The sequence below is a fragment of the Glaciecola sp. XM2 genome, from assembly GCF_018595715.1.
In the GTDB taxonomy this organism is placed as follows: domain Bacteria; phylum Pseudomonadota; class Gammaproteobacteria; order Enterobacterales; family Alteromonadaceae; genus Glaciecola.
In genome coordinates this window covers 896564-914351 of sequence record NZ_JAHEOJ010000020.1, presented here as the reverse complement: position 1 = coordinate 914351, position 17788 = coordinate 896564, and the positions used below count along the sequence as shown (strand labels likewise).

At 44.5% G+C, this 17788-nt stretch carries 15 protein-coding genes; 4 read left to right on the top strand and 11 right to left on the bottom strand.

The annotated features are described in order from the left end of the window. Nucleotides 1-47: 47 nt before the first annotated feature. The 5 genes from KJ365_RS08650 to KJ365_RS08630 all read right to left on the bottom strand — a co-directional run bounded on the left by KJ365_RS08650 (nucleotide 48) and on the right by KJ365_RS08630 (nucleotide 5057). Nucleotides 48-356, bottom strand: a complete 309-nt coding sequence (locus KJ365_RS08650) for a hypothetical protein (protein WP_214451202.1) — start codon at nucleotides 354-356, stop codon at nucleotides 48-50. Nucleotides 357-358: 2 nt separating this feature from the next. Continuing rightward, nucleotides 359-1051, bottom strand: coding sequence for a tRNA (adenosine(37)-N6)-threonylcarbamoyltransferase complex dimerization subunit type 1 TsaB (gene tsaB / locus KJ365_RS08645; RefSeq protein ID WP_214451201.1), 693 nt, complete (start codon nucleotides 1049-1051; stop codon nucleotides 359-361). Nucleotides 1052-1055: 4 nt separating this feature from the next. Further along, nucleotides 1056-2969: a DNA repair helicase YoaA gene (gene yoaA, locus KJ365_RS08640; RefSeq protein WP_214451200.1), complete on the bottom strand. Its 1914-nt coding sequence runs from the start codon at nucleotides 2967-2969 to the stop codon at nucleotides 1056-1058. Between the two features lie 100 nt (nucleotides 2970-3069). Next, entirely contained in the window at nucleotides 3070-4275 is a 1206-nt protein-coding gene (locus KJ365_RS08635) for an ABC transporter permease (RefSeq protein ID WP_214451199.1), read from the bottom strand. Continuing rightward, on the bottom strand, nucleotides 4275-5057 hold the full coding sequence (locus KJ365_RS08630) for an ABC transporter ATP-binding protein (RefSeq protein ID WP_214451198.1): 783 nt from the start codon (nucleotides 5055-5057) through the stop codon (nucleotides 4275-4277). Before KJ365_RS08630 ends, KJ365_RS08635 begins: the two co-directional genes overlap by 1 nt. A gap of 203 nt (nucleotides 5058-5260) precedes the next feature. Here KJ365_RS08630 and KJ365_RS08625 point away from each other — a divergent pair, with 203 nt between their 5' ends. Then, nucleotides 5261-5989 (top strand): YIP1 family protein, encoded by a 729-nt coding sequence (locus KJ365_RS08625; RefSeq protein WP_214451197.1) that lies wholly within the window; start codon nucleotides 5261-5263, stop codon nucleotides 5987-5989. Here KJ365_RS08625 and KJ365_RS08620 read toward each other — a convergent pair. Continuing rightward, nucleotides 5984-6718, bottom strand: coding sequence for a DUF3025 domain-containing protein (locus KJ365_RS08620; RefSeq protein ID WP_214451196.1), 735 nt, complete (start codon nucleotides 6716-6718; stop codon nucleotides 5984-5986). The two genes, KJ365_RS08625 and KJ365_RS08620, sit on opposite strands and share 6 nt — an antisense overlap. A 208-nt stretch (nucleotides 6719-6926) precedes the next feature. Here KJ365_RS08620 and KJ365_RS08615 point away from each other — a divergent pair, with 208 nt between their 5' ends. Together KJ365_RS08615 and asnB are read left to right on the top strand one after the other, a co-directional pair. Further along, entirely contained in the window at nucleotides 6927-8612 is a 1686-nt protein-coding gene (locus KJ365_RS08615) for a M28 family metallopeptidase (RefSeq protein ID WP_214451195.1), read from the top strand. A 242-nt stretch (nucleotides 8613-8854) separates the two neighbouring features. Further along, nucleotides 8855-10528, top strand: a complete 1674-nt coding sequence (gene asnB, locus KJ365_RS08610; RefSeq protein WP_214451194.1) for an asparagine synthase B — start codon at nucleotides 8855-8857, stop codon at nucleotides 10526-10528. A 9-nt stretch (nucleotides 10529-10537) separates the two neighbouring features. Here asnB and KJ365_RS08605 read toward each other — a convergent pair whose 3' ends face one another. Then, the gene (locus KJ365_RS08605; RefSeq protein WP_352109344.1) at nucleotides 10538-11410 is read right to left on the bottom strand and encodes a transporter substrate-binding domain-containing protein; all 873 of its coding nucleotides are present in this window, start codon (nucleotides 11408-11410) and stop codon (nucleotides 10538-10540) included. After that, entirely contained in the window at nucleotides 11411-12085 is a 675-nt protein-coding gene (gene queE / locus KJ365_RS08600) for a 7-carboxy-7-deazaguanine synthase QueE (protein WP_214451193.1), read from the bottom strand. Nucleotides 12086-12172: 87 nt separating this feature from the next. Here queE and queC point away from each other — a divergent pair, with 87 nt between their 5' ends. Next, complete coding sequence (gene queC / locus KJ365_RS08595; RefSeq protein ID WP_214451192.1) at nucleotides 12173-12853, top strand: 7-cyano-7-deazaguanine synthase QueC; 681 nt, start codon at nucleotides 12173-12175, stop codon at nucleotides 12851-12853. Nucleotides 12854-12874: 21 nt separating this feature from the next. Here queC and KJ365_RS08590 read toward each other — a convergent pair whose 3' ends face one another. From KJ365_RS08590 to KJ365_RS08580, 3 genes are all read right to left on the bottom strand, one after another. Beyond that, nucleotides 12875-13804 (bottom strand): LysR family transcriptional regulator, encoded by a 930-nt coding sequence (locus KJ365_RS08590; RefSeq protein WP_214451191.1) that lies wholly within the window; start codon nucleotides 13802-13804, stop codon nucleotides 12875-12877. Between the two features lie 144 nt (nucleotides 13805-13948). Then, nucleotides 13949-15967 carry an excinuclease ABC subunit UvrB gene (uvrB, locus tag KJ365_RS08585; protein ID WP_214451190.1) on the bottom strand — a complete coding sequence of 673 codons (2019 nt, stop codon included), beginning with the start codon at nucleotides 15965-15967 and terminating at the stop codon, nucleotides 13949-13951. After that, a complete protein-coding gene (locus KJ365_RS08580; RefSeq protein ID WP_250884079.1) occupies nucleotides 15960-17288 on the bottom strand; it encodes an MATE family efflux transporter in 1329 nt (442 codons plus the stop codon). The genes uvrB and KJ365_RS08580 overlap by 8 nt, the downstream gene beginning before the upstream one ends. Nucleotides 17289-17788 lie beyond the last annotated feature (500 nt).

Below are 17788 nucleotides of genomic sequence, written 5' to 3'. Positions count from 1 at the left end.
CTTATTAAGACTTACTATCAGGCGTTAAGTTCCTTGCCCTGTCTTGGCTAGGCGTAAATGTCCACGCCCATCAATTTGCTTACCGCCTCTCGTTTCATAGAAACTTCGATGGCTTCATATGCTTGCAGGCTTTTTTGGGCCTTGCCTGAAATATCAGCATAACTATTTGCGCGCGCAAAAATAGCCTCAGCATCTGACATGGCCTGCTTAGAGCCACTGCGCACCACGTAATTTGTATTTTCAGGCTTGTCTTGCTCGGTATTGTTCACCGGATGAGTTTGTGCCACACGCGCTTTAGGCGTGCCCGACTCAGGATTGACAAAAAGACCTTGATTAATCGTTGAAACGCTATCCATCGTTATTCTCGGTTAGGTAGTTTTTTCCAAGTCACAGTGTCGCGTACATAAACCGGTGCGATTGCTTCACAAGTAACTTGTTCGCCTTGTTCGTACTGCCATTTCGCCAACGCAAGCATGTATAAAGCATTAGGATAGTTTACCGCTAATGCAGATGATTGCAATTGCAGCCCTAATTCTTGCTGATATGCATGGAAACCTGTGCCTACATAGCTTTGCTCATCATAGCTTGAAAGCACATCTGACGTCAGGCTAGCCGGCGCTAAAACAGCCTCTTGTTTCGTTTGCATGGCAATACCGCTTTCATTAGCTTGATACTCACCAAAGTAGACCTCTTGCATGCGTGCGTCAATCAGCGCGAGGCTGCGAGTGATGCCAAACCGCTCTAGGTTTTCTTGTGCCATTGCCTGAAGTGTCGATACTTCTACCACTTCCAAGTCTGCACCAAGTGCCAGACCTTGTACTGTGCTGGCTGCAATTCTAACACCGGTAAAGCTGCCTGGACCTCGCCCATAAGCAAGTAAATCAATATCACTGAGGGTAAGGTTATTGCGGCTGAGCACCTCATCAATCATTGGTAAAATGCGTTGGCTATGTTGTTGAGGGCATAATTCAAAAATGCCGTCAGCACCTGCCTCAGTCAATAAACCGACGCTACATGCTTCGGTAGCGGTGTCGATTGCTAATATCTTCATATTGCTATTCTATTGCCTCTAAAAATTCACATACCTTATCTAGGGAGCGTGTTCTGCGCATAGGCGGCAGGCTTGCTATAAAGGTTTGGCCGTATTGTTTGGTTAATAATCGGTTGTCGCATATCACGAGCACGCCAGTATCACTTGAGTCGCGAATAAGACGTCCTGCGCCTTGTTTTAGCGCAATCACCGCTTGCGGTATTTGTATGCTTGCAAAAGCATTGCCACCTTTTGCTTTACAGTCTTTTATGCGTGCTTGCAGTAAAGGATCATCAGGTGAAGCAAAGGGAAGCTTATCTATCATAACGCACAGCAATGCGTCGCCTTTTACGTCGACGCCCTCCCAGAAAGAACCTGTCGCAAACAATGCACTTGATGGGATGTTTTTAAAATCCTCCAAAAGGCTACTTTTGGTGCTTTCGCCCTGCACGAGTATTTCGGTATCAATCATCTCTCTGACTTGTCTTGCAACTTCACGCATCATATGGTGACTGGTAAACAGTAAAAACGCCCTGCCTTTGGCGGCATCAATCAGGCGTATTGCGATTTTCACTAAATGCGTGGAGATGCTCCTTTCATGAGGCTCTGGTAGGTATCGTGGTACGCATAGCATAGCTTGATTTTGGTAGTCGAATGGCGAGTCCATTTCAATCACGTCAGCGTCGTTAAGCCCCATCTGATTTTGATAATGCTCAAACGAATTATCTACCGTCAATGTCGCTGAAGTAAACACCCACGCGGCGTTGCTCTTATATACAATTTTAGAAAATTTGTCGGCAATGCTTAAAGGTGTCATATGCAAGACAATATGACGGCGAGTCGTCTCATACCAAAAACTTACATCGGGCTTTTTGGTATCCATTAAGCGCGTAAAGGTTTGACACGATTCATGCAGCTTTTCTGCATATTGATCAATATCTTTATCGCGACCGCTGTGCACAGCTAACACGTCGAGTAATCGCTTTAGCTGCGTGTTGATCTGATCGAGCAAGCCGGTCAGGTTTTTCTGATCAATAGCCTCATCCCAATCGCCTCGTTTTGGCTCAATATCGAACTGCATTCTAAGGTCTGCAATAAATTGGCGTGCTTTCTCGCATAGGAGTTGAATTTGGTCTGCATCTTTTAAACTCACTCTTTGTTGCTTGCTAAGATCAGATAAAATATCGTCAAGCTGGCGACTCGAAATAGCTTCTCCAAAATATTCACTGGCAATATCAGGAATAAGATGAGCTTCATCAAACACAATTAAATCAACGTCGGGGATAAGTTCGCCAAAACCGCCTTCTTTTAATGATAAATCTGCAAAAAATAAGTGATGGTTGACCACAATCACATCGGCTTCCATAGCCTTTTTGCGCGCTTTCATTAAATAGCAGTCTTGATATTCTGAGCAGTCTTTGCCAAGACAGTTATCAACAGTAGAGGTAACTAAGGGAATCACTTTGGCGTTGTCTGGAAGAGAGGATAACTCGCCGATGTCACCCGTCGTGGTGTTAAGGCTCCACTTCTTAATGATACTGTATTCATTAAGGGTTTCTTTTTCCAAACGCATATGTTCGCCACCGTTTAGCTTTAAACGTTGCAAACATAAATAATTCGAGCGCCCTTTTAACAGCGCAGAATCTTGAGTTTTGTCGATAGCATTTTTAATAAGAGGCAAATCGCGGTTATATAATTGCTCTTGTAAGTTTTTCGTACCCGTTGAAATAATGACTTTTTTCTTTGAAAGTAGCGCGGGCACGAGATATGCGAATGTTTTGCCTGTGCCGGTACCTGCTTCAGCAATCAATGTTGTTTTATCGCCAATCGCTTGCTCAACGGCTTCTGATAATGCAACTTGTGCGTCCCTTACTTTGTAACCCGCTATGATTTCACTAAGTGGACCGTTATCTTGAAAAAAGTCCGTAACCGCTGTCATACGTCTATCCAATTAATATCGCTACTTAGCATAGCCAATACTGACGAAAAAACGCTCCAAGCACTTGTCATACTTAGAGCGTTTTACACATTTTATGTCTTTATCTAAAGAGCACTTTCTCTTTGTTAAACCAATGCACACAAAACGCAATAAGCGCACCGGCAATAATGACAGACGAACCAAAAATCGCAAACAGCTGCACATAGTCCATCGTGCCTTTGATAAGCTCTTTAATGGCCAAGGCAACGTTAGTCAGAGGCACCCACGCCCACACACCTTTGAGTTCAATACCAGGTATCACAGCCACAAGCACGGGCACGATAACCAAGAACACCAGTGGTGTCATATAACCCTGAGCTTCTTTGTAAGACCGTGCATAAATAGACAATGCCAATAAAATTGCCGCAAACATCGCCACAATAGGCACCAACATTAAGAACACGAGTAAGAAATCTAACAAGCCTATGGATGCCATAAAGTCAGATACCACTTTGATGGCCATCCCCTGCGAAAGCACAATACCCCAAATTGCCATACTGAGCACCGTCACCAAGGCTGATATCACGCCAGCAAAGGCAATCGTGAGGAACTTACCTAACACAATGTTTTGGCGACTAATCGGAGAAAGCAATAAGGTTTCTAGCGTTCCGCGCTCTTTTTCACCCGCGCCAATGTCGGCCGCTGGCAGCATCGCGCCTTGTAAACAAAGTAGGAATAAAAAGTAAGGGATCAGGCCGCCCACTTGCGCGCCGATACTCTCTCGCTCATCGGCAACGTTAACCTTTTCAATGACCATTGGATTAAGTAAGCCCGTTTGCTGATCTTCGTTCAAGCCTAAGCTCGCAAACGCAACTCTTTGATAAGTCGCCTCTAGTTCATCAATCACATCGCTAAGGCGCGACTGAACACTATTAAATTGCGCGTCGTTCAAGAATACTTTTATGGTAATTTGCCCAGTATTGATAATGTCACTACCAAAATTGCTTGGGATCTCAACAATAAAATCAACTTCACCGTCGCGAACCAGCGTCTTTTTTTGCTCATCATCAATCGGCTGTGTTTCTAAGCTTTGCAACGATAGGCTCTCTACCCCCGCTAACTTATCGACTAATTCTAAACCATAGTCTTGGCCAATAATCGCATAGTTTAGGGTTTTAGTTTGCGCCTCAGAGACTGCTTGCGACATGAAATAAGTCACACCGCCAAACAACAGCGGAAACACGACAATGGGCAGTGCCACCATAAAAAATAGCGTCTTTCGATCACGCAATAACTCGAGCAATTCTTTTTTAAATACTAACCACATTACGCAACTCCTTGCTTTAAACTAGCCATAAACGATGCATGTAGACCATCTGGCGATAATGCCTTAAAGCCTTCGAGGGTATCGTCAAATGTCGTTTCACCATAATCAATTACAGTAACCTTATCGCACAGTTCAGTGACTTCTTCTAAATGGTGAGTCGAAAAAATAACCGGAACTTGTTGCGACTTAAGATCTTTAATAAAATCGATAACCGTTTTTGCCGCCATGATGTCTAGACCAGTGGTAGGTTCGTCTAATACCACTACTTCAGGGCTGTGAATCACCGCTCGGGCGATGGAAGTTTTCTGCTTCATCCCTGTTGAATAGGTCTCGCTGCGTCTGTCTAAAAACGAGAGCATATCGAGTTTTTCACCAAGTGATTCAATGCGCTGATTAATATCTTTATCGTTCATACCGTTTAAGCGGCCAAAATAAGCAATGTTTTCGCGCCCAGTTAAGCGACCATAAAGACCGGTAGAGCCAGAGAGAAAACCTATCTTTTTGCGCGCACCCACGGGATCTTTTATTACGTCCGTATCGCCAATATACATGGTGCCAGCATCAGGCTGCAAAGCGGTAGATAGCAAGCGCAAGGTCGTGGTTTTACCTGCACCATTTGGACCAAGTAATCCAAGCACTTCGCCTTTTTCGCAGCGCAAGCTCACTTCTTTTACCGAATGGAAAAAGCGGCCTTCCAAGCGAGGATCCTTTTTATCTTGTTCGCTGAGTTTCTTGGGGTTTTCAACTCTAAATTTCTTTGCTAATCCTGAGATTGCAATCATATTTTGTTCCCTTTTATGATGTTGAGCTCGTAGTGTAAAAGATTACGCTGCAGTACGCACCCTCACAAACGGCCTGAATGTTAATTTAATTGTGACAATTAGTGACAAGCAGCGTCTAAGGGCGACAGGTAAGCAAAAGGAACGATTGTTTCATATTTAAAAAATGTTCATAATGACCGCTTACATTAAAAGAGTAGTAATTCATGCAAGAAACATCACAAGTAAGTGCATCTGTCACCAACCCATTTCAAGCCGTTACCGAAATTTTTTATCGCCCAAGAGCGGTTTTCGATACCATCGCGGTCAAAGATAATTGGTCATGGATACCTTTTTTCTTGGTTATCGCCATATCTATTGCGCCAGGTTACTTGTACTTTAGTACGGTTGATTTTGCGTGGTATGCCAATACAACCGCCATGATAGCACTTCCAGATGGCAGTCCAGCAGAACTTGAGGCTATCAGCAACACCATGGAACAAGGCTTTATGTCCATGACGACCATGATTTCCATTCCAATTGCGTTTGTCATCGTAACTGCCATTCTTGGCGGCTATTACACTTTATGCACTCGCAATGACGATAAAAGCGTACATGGTTATACCGATTGGTACGGCGCTATGTGGTGGATGTTAATGCCCACTCTCATCAGTTCTTTACTGGCATGCGTGTATTTGTCGCTACAAACCGCTGGGACGCCCATATCGCAAGCGGCAATGGCCCCGCTTTCACTGGCGTTTATTTTCGGCATCGAAATGACTGATCAGTGGTATGGATTGTTAGAGGCGATTCGCTTCGATTCATTATGGACCATTGCTCTTGGCGCAATTTGCTTAAACTCATGGACGAATTTCACCATGCGTAAATCGATCATTATTGCGGCCTTGCCAAGTGTTCTGATCTGGTCAATCACTTTGTTATTCGTGGTTTTATAAGCGCGGTTTCAAGGGCATAAAATAGTCGGCGTTGGCATAAAACGTAGCATCTTGCGCTTCGTTATGCCAGCCCGGAATACCCAGTAAAGGTAGGGGGCGCAATTGCCCCTTTTTTTCAAAGACACCCTCTTTAATTAACGCCTCAGATAGCGCTATGTCTATGCTAGGCAATGCCCCATTTATATCTTCAGCACACATTTTTGTAAGCGTTGGCATGTTCAATACGTAAGCCTTTGCCGTTAAACCAATAAAGGGTTGGCATAACATTTCTAGATTTGCATGACCAAAGTGCAATGGGATTATACGATTAAACCAGTCATCTCGCCGCGCTATAAATAAATTCGACCAATCATGAGCGCTCAGTGCTGCGTGAAGGTTGGGTGAATCGGTCAACAGTATCATTCCGCATTCATCGAAATGCGTCATTCTATCTCGTCTGGGCGTGCGACGTTGATGCCCTTTAGGCTCGATGTCTTGCCAATGCAACTGATTTAAAAGCCCTTTCGTACTTGGGTAAAGTATCCATATCAATCCATTAAAGTAGTCATGCCAACTGTTGTTACGAGTGGGTATCACTTTATCTTGATAAATGATCTGCTCGTAGTAGCGACTATCTTCCATGCTGTCTTGGTCGACAAAGCGATACGCGAGTGGCTGTTGCTGTTCGCAGGCAATGAAGTTAAGTAAATCTGCTGTTGTACCATGCTTATTCTCGACTATTTTAAACAAGTTCATCACTTGCTTAAAAGCATGCGAATTCGCGGTAAATGGTAGTGTTGTATGAATAACAAAATCCCTTATAATAGTGCGGTTAATAAGACCAACTATCGTGTTTTTTAAAAAATCACGCTGCACAGGTAAGACGTTCAAAGAGTCATGCGTAGCGAACACCTACATAATGCACTCATAACAATAATAACATCACAACGGAAATTTTATGACAATACGAAACACACTTAGCATGTTTGCCGCTTTAGCATGCGCAAGCACCTTAATGGCAGGATGCACCCCTGCCACACAAGAACAAACAACAGCAGAAGCACAACAAGCTCAAACGCCCACAGAGCAAAGTGCGGACAACTTCAAAGCCGTTTACGATGGTATTTCTACTGAACGCATCAAACAAGACATTATTACCCTAGCCTCTGACGAATTCGAGGGGCGCGCTCCAACAACCATTGGTGAAGTACTAACGCTTGCCATGCTCACCGACGAACTGCAAAAAGCAGGCTTACAGCCAGGGAACGGTGATAGTTTTCTTCAGCAAGTAGATTTAATGCAAATCACTGCATCTGATGATATGACGCTTAACATGGGAACCAGTAGTTTTGCCTATAAAGAAAATATGGTTGCCGGCTCAAAACGTGAGACTGATACCATCAGTGTCAATGATTCACCGATTGTATTTTTAGGTTATGGCGTCAATGCGCCTGAATATGATTGGAATGACTATGGCCAGATAGATGTGAAAGGTAAAACCGTTATTGTGTTAGTTAACGACCCAGGGTTTGCAGCACCTGATTCAGGGCTCTTCGATGGCTCTACCATGACTTACTACGGTCGCTGGTCTTATAAATATGAAGAGGCTAGTCGTCAGGGAGCTGAAGCGGTGTTCATCGTGCATGAAACGGCGCCAGCGTCTTATGGATGGTCGGTCGTTGCTAACAGCTGGAGCGGTCCTCAATATTCTCTGGTTAGCCCCGACCAAGGAGCAAGTCGCGTTGCCGTAGAAGGTTGGATATCCCGTGAAGCGGCTATTGAAGTGTTCGCCCAAGCGGGTCTGGATTTCGATGAAGAAAAACAAAAAGCACTCGAGGGGCCCTATGCTAAAGCGCTAGACATTAATGCGTCGGTAACCGTAAAAAACGAGTTTGAACAATCACACAGTTACAACGTCTTTGCCACCTTACCGGGCAGTGAAAAACCACAAGAGCACATTATTTATACCGCGCATTGGGACCACCTAGGAAAAGATGAGAGCAAAGATGGCGACCAAATCTATAATGGTGCACATGATAATGCCACCGGAACTGCTGCGATCCTCGAGATAGGAAGAGCCTTTGCTTCGCTAGATACAGCACCAAAACGTTCTATTAGCTTATTAATTGTCACGGCTGAAGAACAAGGCCTGCTAGGTTCAAAGTACTATGCAGAGAACCCTATCATCCCCCTAGATAAAACCGTTGCAAACATCAATATGGATGCGATGAATATTCTTGGAAAGACTAAAGATGTCGCTGTAGTAGGCATGGGCAAATCTACAATGGAAGATTTCTTGCTTGAAGCGGCTACTAATCAAGGCCGTGTGTTAAGCCAAGAAGAACGCCCTGAGGCAGGTATCTATTATCGCTCTGATCACTTTAGTTTCGCTAAATTTGGTGTACCCGCTTTATACGCCAAAGGCGGCAGCCAACCGATTGATGAAGAAACGGCTAATTACCGTAAGCGTATGAATGTTATTGTGACGGGCTGTTATCATCAGGTGTGTGACCAATACCGTGAAACGTGGAACTTAGAAGGCATTACCGAAGATACGCAGTTACTTTTCGAAGTAGGTTATGACGTTGCAAATGCTGAGGGCATGCCGCAGTGGAATCCTTCAAGTGAATTTCAGCGTCCATAGGTAATAAAGCCCTATTAAACGTTAAAAATGTTAGCAAAAGGTGAATATCGAAAGGTATTCACCTTTTTTATGAAAAAGATGCCGTCAAATAGCAATAATTACTTGCATTTCATGCTCATCATGGCACATTCAAAATGCAGATCACATAATAATAATAAAGGATTCACAAAACGTCCTGGGCTGCGAAACTTCCGACAGAAAATCCGACACAAATCACTAGCTGAACAGAGGCACCCCTATTTATGTGTGGTATATTCGGTATCCTTGATATCAAAACAGATGCAACAGAACTAAGGACAAAAGCCTTAGAACTCTCCAAATTATTGCGCCATCGCGGACCAGATTGGTCTGGCATTTGGCAAGACGAGCGCGCTATTCTTTGCCACGAGCGCTTAGCCATTGTAGACGTAGACACCGGCGCACAGCCGTTAGTAAGCGACACGGGCGAGCAAATCTTAGCGGTCAATGGCGAAATATATAATCACAAAGAACTTGCCCAAGCTAGCGTACCAAATTACGCATTTTCGACCCGTTCTGATTGCGAAGTCATTTTGCCGCTTTATCAACAAAAAGGCGTTGAGTTCATAGATGAACTCCAAGGTATGTTTGCCTTTGTTTTATACGATAAAAAAACCGGTAATTACCTGATTGCCCGCGATCACATCGGTATCATCCCTCTGTATACCGGTTTTGATGAGTTCGGCAACTTTTACGTCGCGTCAGAAATGAAAGCATTGGTTCCCATTTGCAAAACTGTACAAGAGTTTCCGCCGGGACACTATATGCTCAATGGTAAACTACAAAAGTATTACAAACGCGATTGGATGGATTACAACAACGTTAAAAATAACGAGACCAATCTTGAAGACCTAAAACATGCTTTTGAGAAGTCAGTTAAGTCGCATCTAATGTCAGATGTACCCTACGCAGTATTATTATCTGGTGGTTTAGATTCATCACTTGTATCAGCGGTTGCCGCTCGATATGTCGCCAAACGCGTTGAAGACGGTGACCAAAGCGATGCTTGGTGGCCTCGATTGCACAGCTTCGCAGTTGGGCTTGCAGGCGCGCCTGACCTGCTTGCAGCGCGCAAAGTAGCCGATATGATTGGTACCGTGCACCACGAAATTCACTTTACTATTCAAGAAGGCTTAGATGCCATTAGAGATGTGATTTACCATCTAGAAACCTTCGATACCACTACCATTCGTGCGGCAACACCTATGTACTTGATGACGCGGAAAATAAAAGCGATGGGCATTAAGATGGTACTATCGGGTGAAGGTGCCGATGAAATATTTGGTGGGTATTTGTACTTCCACAAAGCTCCTAATGACAAAGAGTTTCATGAGGAAACGGTGCGCAAGCTCGACCGCTTACATATGTTTGACTGCGCCAGAGCCAACAAAGCCACGTCTGCTTGGGGCGTTGAAGCCCGTGTTCCATTCCTTGATAAAGAATTTATGGATGTTGCTATGCGCCTCAATCCGAAAGATAAAATGTGTTTAGACGGACGCATGGAAAAATGGATTTTGCGCAAAGCCTTTGATGACGACTCGTACTTACCCGCAGAAGTATTATGGCGTCAAAAAGAACAGTTTGGCGATGGCGTAGGCTACTCATGGATTGACTCAATCCGTGAATTTGTTAACGAGCAAGTCACTGATCAACAATTAGAAACGGCACAATACCGCTTCCCAATTAATACGCCTGATACAAAAGAAGGGTACTTTTATCGCACCGTATTTGAGGACTTCTTCCCACAAGAAAGTGCCGCCAGATGCGTTCCTGGAGGCAAATCAATTGCTTGCAGTACGGTAGAAGCTCTAGAATGGGATGCGTCATTTAAAGAAATGGCAGACCCATCTGGTCGCTCGATGAAATCTATTCACAGCGGTGAATTTAAGGGCGAGTGATCGCCCTTTTTATTGAGGATTTCTCGCGCCAACTGGGTAATACCACAAACGCTCATCTGCGGTAGGTGTAAGTGGCGGTAGCAATGGATTGGCAAGCTGGAAGTATGATAGGCCGTTTAAGTCAAGACGCTCAATCGTGCCACCAAAATGTTCCATAAACAATGCATCGAAACTGCCGTCTTCAATCGCTCTGTGTAGCCCCGTCTCGACGAGTTTTGCTAAGGTTATATTGCGCTTGTTGAAGAAAAAGTACATCGCGCTTGGGTAGCGTACGGCGATACCTGGACGAAATGTTAAGGTGGTACTTGCTTGGCTTTCTGTTTCTCTTTCCACTTCAATCACCGAACGCGGGAAAAAATCCGCTTGTCGTGTTTTGATCATGTTCAAAGCCTCAGCATAATCGCGAGAGGTAACCACGTTAAAGCCGTTTGCCTGCAATATTTTTGTATCTGGCCACGCAATCCCCTGCACTGGCTCATATTCAAGTAAATCACTTAGTGAGTTGATATCAGCATTCACAAATCGGCTGTTTTTGGGGGCCACAAACATACGCCACCCTATTAAGCCCTTGGCAATGGGGATACGAACAGGAAGAAGATGCTCTTCGCGAGTGGTGTCGGTCATTGCCCATACCACATTAATTTCAAGGTTTTCTTCCAAGCGTTTAAGCGCTCGGGCTTGACGCATTGGTTTAGTAGAAGCTTTGAGTTCGTAGCGTACGCTTGTTTTATCTAGCGCCAATGCCAGTAATGCGAGCGGATAGTCATAGCGGATATCGTCCTCCAAGGCCTCTTGTGGATAGGTGATTACCCACACAGCAGAGTAAACTGGTCTGGCGAACATTAGCGAAAAAGCGATAAAAACAACACCGAAGGTTTTCACTTACTCCACTCCAATAAACTTATGTGTTTGTAACGATAAACGCCAGTTACGTTCAATACAAGTGGCAACTGCAAGTTGTGTGGCTCGCTTTTGCATACTAATCGGTTGTAGGTAGATAACCGGTAAGGTATCGAGATTAGCACTTGCCAATAAACTATCGAGTTCATCGATATGTTTCTGCATTGCAATGGGATGCTTTATTTCGTTTGCCCGCACTAGAGCGTCTTTTCGTACCTCAAAGCCACCTTTCATGTTGATTTTAGGCGATAGCGTCACCCATACATCTGGATGGCAGATAATTTCAAAGGTACCACTGGTCTCAATTTGCACGCTGTAGCCCTTTGCAATGGCAGCTGTGCTAAATTCGGTGAGGTCAAACATGCAGGGCTCACCGCCGGTCAAAACAATGTTTTTAGCGCGATAGCCCTGTTTTTCAAATAAGCGAAATATATCGTGTGTGTCACCGCTGAAATAATGCTCAGTATCGACGGTTTCTTGCATGATCACATCTTGCTCACGAACATTCTCAGGCTTGGTCTCCCAAGTATGTTTAGTATCGCACCATGGGCAGCCAACTGGACAGCCTTGCAGGCGTACAAAAATTGAGGGGACACCGGTAAATGCGCCTTCACCTTGTATCGATTCAAACACTTCATTGACCAATAAACGTGTCATATGCCTCTCTTTTATTATTTTACATTGGGATTTGCGAGCAGATAGCTTAAGATCTGCAAGTATACCCTAACTTTTATCAAGGTGATCATGACAGGCTCGCAAAATTCCAACACCAAAGGCAAAATTGTTGTTATCTACTCTGGCGGCATGGATTCTTATACCGTACTTAGACAAGCTGCGCTTGACGGCTACGAGGTGTATCCCGTTGCATTTAACTATGGTCAACGCCATAAGAAAGAATTAGATGTCGCACAAGCGGTGTGCGACAAATACGGCTATCCATTTCAACTTGTCGATGTGTCGAGCATTCTGCCCTTATTAAAAGGCTCAGCCCTTACCGATGATATCGACGTGCCAGAAGGCCATTACGCTGAGGCATCAATGCAACAGACCGTGGTGCCTAATCGCAATATGATTATGTTATCTATGGCGGTGGGTTATGCGGTGTCTATTGGCGCTGAGGCGGTTTATTTTGGTGCCCACTCTGGGGATCATGCCATCTACCCCGATTGTCGAACAGAATTTTTAGACGCCATGAATTCGGTGTGTCAAATCGCAAACTACGAAGCGGTGGATATTCGCGCACCGTTTATTGCACAAAACAAAATAGACATATTGCGCACTGGTCTTGCCTTAGGTTTAGACTACGGCGAGACATGGACGTGTTACAAAGGTTTGGAAAAAGCGTGCGGAAAGTGCGGGTCTTGCCAAGAGCGCTTGGAAGCGTTCGAACTCAACGGAGTGAAAGATCCAGTGGCGTATTTTTAACGCCACTGAATATCGTTATTTCTATTTTTGGCTCTCAGACACAAAGTATTCAATTTCTTTGATGCAGTAACGTAAAACAGGGTTTAAACGCGTATTTTTACCGTTCATGACAAACAAGTCGTGCTTAAACTCAAACATGCTTCCTCTGGCGATGGGCACAAGCCCGGTCGCAGCCCCCTGCTCTTTGGCAATATAGTCAGGCAATAAACCTACGTATTCGCCGGTCATGATCGCCGCCATACATACTTCAAACGAATCTGAAAAGGTTTGAATACTCAAGCGCTTGTCGTTAGAAATATAGTTAGAGGAAGATAGCCCCGAAATACCAATGGCGGGATAGTCTTCGATGTTCACATTGTCAGGCAGTGCATCCACATCTCTGAACTTAGCCAAAGGGTGCGTTGGCGCGCAATACAAGCGCCCTACCGACTGGATACCCACTGGGTGAAAGGTGACCGATTCGGGCTTGACCATGTCGTAGGTAGATAGCACCAAGTGGCACTCGCCAGACAACGCCACATGCTCCACTTCGTTATATAGGCGAGTTTGAATATTCACATGAATATCATCAAACTTCTTCATGGTACTTTTTACCGCTTTTGCTACGGCCAGTTGCATAGACGTGGCTAATCCAGACATTAATACAATGGTGATATGGCCCGAATAATCGTCGTGTAAGCTTTTTAAGTTGAAAACAAAGTTATCGAAGGCGTTAAAAATGCGCTTGGTCTCTTGGAAGACAACCTCACCTTCTTTGGTCATTTGAAACCCGCCTCTCCCGCGATGACACAGCACTAAATCTAGGCGTTCTTCGAGTTTCTTAATAGCGGCACTAATATTGGGGCGCTGCATACGTAATACCGGCTCAGCGGCTGTAAAGCCATTGCATGAGGCAACCGCGTAAAACACGCGCAATAATTTAATATCCGATTCCTGCAGACGATTAAGCATAGTCGTTCCTGTGTAACAAAATGGTGTATACCAAAGTGAAACGTGCATACGGTACATTAACCCGACACGTTAAACCTCTAAACATGTATTAGTTATCGTTTTGTATAACTAAAACTTTACACCTTTTGACATAATTGTACAAAATTAAGACAGTTTTACGACTTCAGCTCTCAGCGTTTCTACTTCATCACGTAATGATGCTGCTTTTTCAAATTCTAAATCTCGCGCATATTCAAACATGCTTTTCTCTAACTCTGATATCCTCGCCATCATGTCTGTGACCGAAAGGGCTTTTTGCGCTTTTTGCTTATCGGCAACCTTCTTGAGCCTCACTTTGCCCGATGCTGGGTGAGCCGAGCTATCACCAAGGTCCATAATGTCGGTAATGGGCTTGTTAAGCTGCTGCGGCACGATGTTGTTTGCTAAATTATGTTCACGCTGCTTGTTTCGGCGGCGGTCGGTTTCATCCATCGCCTTTTTCATGGAGTTGGTGATTCTGTCAGCATACAAGATAGCTCGGCCGTTAAGGTGTCGAGCCGCCCTACCAATGGTTTGGATCAAGGATTTTTCAGCGCGCAAGAAGCCTTCTTTATCGGCGTCAAGAATGGCAACGAGAGAGACCTCTGGCATATCCAAACCTTCTCTAAGAAGATTGATGCCCACTAGTACATCGAACTTACCAATGCGCAGATCGCGGATAATTTCAATACGCTCAACGGTATCGATGTCAGAATGTAGATAACGCACTTTGACACCATGTTCATTGAGGTATTCAGATAAATCCTCGGCCATTCGCTTTGTTAAGGTGGTTATCAAGACGCGCTCGTTCACCGCGACGCGCTTATGAATTTCAGACAGCACATCGTCTACCTGCGTCGCCACAGGCCTCACTTCAATTTCTGGGTCTAATAAGCCTGTTGGACGCACCACTTGCTCAATGATATCGCCGTCAGACTTTTCAAGCTCGTAATTACCGGGCGTTGCTGAGACGTATATGGTTTGTGGTGATATGTGCTCAAATTCCTCAAACTTAAGAGGTCGGTTATCGAGGGCAGATGGCAATCTAAAGCCATATTCGACTAAAGTTTCTTTGCGCGAACGGTCACCTTTATACATCGCTCCAATTTGCGATACGGTCACATGCGACTCATCAATAAACAGCAAACCATCTGCAGGGAAATAATCAATTAATGTTGGGGGCGGCTCGCCAGGCGCTCGCCCAGATAGATAACGCGAGTAATTTTCAATCCCCGAACAATATCCAAGCTCCAGCATCATCTCAATATCAAACTGCGTGCGCTGCGAAATACGCTGTTCTTCCAAAAGTTTATGATTATCTTTAAGATATTTTTGACGATCTTTTAGCTCAGCCTTGATGTGCTCAATCGCATCTACAATTTTTTCTCTAGGCGTCACGTAGTGCGTTTTAGGAAATACGGTGGTGCGAACCACATTCTTATCGACCACGCCGGTAAGTGGGTCGAATAGGCTGATTTGTTCTATTTCTTCGTCAAACAGCTGCACGCGTACCGCTTGCTTTTCAGAATCTGCCGGGAAAATATCAATAACATCCCCGCGCACTCTAAACGTGCCTCGTTCAAAAGCGATGTCGTTGCGTTTGTATTGAAGTTCTGCAAGGCGACGTAAAATGTCGCGTTGGTCCATCAAATCGCCCTTTCGCAAATGTAAGAGCATTTTCATGTAGCTTTTAGGGTCGCCCAATCCGTATATGGCCGATACAGATGCAATGATCACTACATCTCTTCGCTCCATTAACGCCTTGGTGGCAGACAAACGCATCTGCTCTATGTGGTCATTGATAGAGGCGTCTTTTTCAATAAAGGTATCGGTGCTTGGCACATAAGCTTCTGGTTGGTAATAATCGTAATATGAAACAAAGTACTCCACCGCGTTATTCGGGAAGAAGTCTTTCATCTCTCCATAAAGCTGGGCGGCGAGGGTTTTGTTATGTGCCAAAATAAGTGTTGGTCGCTGCACCCTTGATATGACATTGGCCATACTGAATGTTTTACCAGAACCCGTAACGCCTAATAGGGTTTGGCGCGCCAACCCACTATCAAGACCGTCAACTAATGCTTCAATTGCGGTTGGCTGGTCACCCGCTGGTGAATAAGATGAAACAAGGTCAAAACCTTTACTCATTAAGCAAGATATCCTTTTTGATAGTCTGTTCTTTTCGCTGAATTTGCGCGTTTACTTCTTTGGTGAACCAATAATAGGAGGCACCTGCGGTAAAGAAATTTGCCACAACGCATCCCCAGAACAAGCCCGTTAAACCGAAAAAATGGCTGCCTAAGTAGGCAATGGGCACATAGCACACAAACAAACGAATGACCGAAAGTACAAGCGCGGACATAGGTTTGTGCAAGGCATTTAACGACGAGTTCGTCAATATGATAATACCTTGTAGTCCATATCCTAATGGAACGATCAACAAAAACAATTGTATATATTGTGCAACACTTTCTTCTTTAGCAAAGACATTCGCAATTAGCCCCGAGCTTAGCGCGAGGATGACAAACATAAACAGCTGCCATCCCATGACAAATCGCAAACTGATTAAATATGCCTGTTTGATACGTTCAAATTGATTGGCACCAAAGTTCTGGCTAATAAACGGCGGTAACGACATCGATAACGCCAACACAATAATGCTTGCTAACGATTCAAGCCGGCTACCCACCCCCCAAGCGGCAACTGCTTCGGCACCATAGGTGGCTACCACAGCGGTGAGCACGCCGCCAGCTATAGGCGTTAACATATTTGCACCTGCTGCCGGAATCCCAATGCTAAGCACCCCTCTGGCAGCTTGCCTAAAGTCTTGCAGGTTGAGTAGGCGAGGCTCGATGAGCTGGCGTTTTACTGCCAACAAATACAAAATCCAAACAACACAAACGGCCCATGCGATGCATGTTGCTATGGCGGCGCCTTTGATACCAAACCCTTCGAAAGAGCCAAATCCAAAAATAAGAATGGGATCTAAAACGGCATTAATTGCTCCCCCGACCGCCATAATAATACTGGGCGTTTTAGTGTCTCCTGCAGCTCGCAATACACTGTTGCCGACCATGGGAATGGCCAGCAACACCCCTGATATTAGCCAGACCGACATGTAGTCACGAATAAATGGTAGCAACTCCTGTGTTGCGCCCATCGCGCTAAAAATAGGCGTGATAAACAAATACGCAATAATACAAAGGGCCCCCACCAAGATAACGCTGAGCATTAACGCACCGCTAGCAATGGCTTTTGCGTGCGTACTTTCACCGCTTCCCAGAAACTTACCGATAATAGCGGACGTACCGATGCCTAAACCAATATTCAAACTAATGATGGTAAACGTGACAGGAAAGGTAAAACTTATGGCGGCAAGCTCTTGCGTACCCAACAAGCTAACAAAAAATGTATCCACAAGGCTGAAGGTCATCAACATAACCATGCCAAGGATCATCGGGATCGTCATGTTTCGTAAAGTAGGCGCTATTTCGTCTTTTAATAAATTGCGCGGCACTGAGGGGGTTTGAACAGAAATGCTGTGTACCTCTAAAATAATCGATATTAAGAATGAGTTTATACACCCATCTGCTAACTATAGTGCAATGCATACTAATAAAGTATCAAATTTAATAAATAACCCATGAAAAAGGATTCTCCACAGCCCCCTTTTTTACAAGGCAACGATGTCATTAATATGACACATCGTGTTTGACATCCCACAGCACCATTGACGCTCAGGTATTGCTCGCAAAAGTAACGCACAGGGCAAAATTAGCAAAACAGAAATGTCGTGTTTGCAAGGCGCATTTTATGTAATAACAGTAACTCATTGTTTTTAATAGCTTTAAAAAAAATCGTCGGAAATATACATTTCTTTGTTGACATTTTATTGAAAACAGAACTTTTTATTCACAATTAATATCCACATAGTTATCCACAGAAATAGGGGATAAGTCGACGCGCCTT

Bases quoted from the DNA above. Each gene is read 5' to 3' on its own strand.
- KJ365_RS08650 (WP_214451202.1), bottom strand. From the start codon at position 356: ATGGATAGCGTTTCAACGATTAATCAAGGTCTTTTTGTCAATCCTGAG.
- tsaB (WP_214451201.1), bottom strand. From the start codon at position 1,051: ATGAAGATATTAGCAATCGACACCGCTACCGAAGCATGTAGCGTCGGT.
- yoaA (WP_214451200.1), bottom strand. From the start codon at position 2,969: ATGACAGCGGTTACGGACTTTTTTCAAGATAACGGTCCACTTAGTGAA.
- KJ365_RS08635 (WP_214451199.1), bottom strand. From the start codon at position 4,275: ATGTGGTTAGTATTTAAAAAAGAATTGCTCGAGTTATTGCGTGATCGA.
- KJ365_RS08630 (WP_214451198.1), bottom strand. From the start codon at position 5,057: ATGATTGCAATCTCAGGATTAGCAAAGAAATTTAGAGTTGAAAACCCC.
- KJ365_RS08625 (WP_214451197.1), top strand. From the start codon at position 5,261: ATGCAAGAAACATCACAAGTAAGTGCATCTGTCACCAACCCATTTCAA.
- KJ365_RS08615 (WP_214451195.1), top strand. From the start codon at position 6,927: ATGACAATACGAAACACACTTAGCATGTTTGCCGCTTTAGCATGCGCA.
- asnB (WP_214451194.1), top strand. From the start codon at position 8,855: ATGTGTGGTATATTCGGTATCCTTGATATCAAAACAGATGCAACAGAA.
- queE (WP_214451193.1), bottom strand. From the start codon at position 12,085: ATGACACGTTTATTGGTCAATGAAGTGTTTGAATCGATACAAGGTGAA.
- queC (WP_214451192.1), top strand. From the start codon at position 12,173: ATGACAGGCTCGCAAAATTCCAACACCAAAGGCAAAATTGTTGTTATC.
- KJ365_RS08590 (WP_214451191.1), bottom strand. From the start codon at position 13,804: ATGCTTAATCGTCTGCAGGAATCGGATATTAAATTATTGCGCGTGTTT.
- uvrB (WP_214451190.1), bottom strand. From the start codon at position 15,967: ATGAGTAAAGGTTTTGACCTTGTTTCATCTTATTCACCAGCGGGTGAC.
- KJ365_RS08580 (WP_250884079.1), bottom strand. From the start codon at position 17,288: ATGACGATCCCGATGATCCTTGGCATGGTTATGTTGATGACCTTCAGC.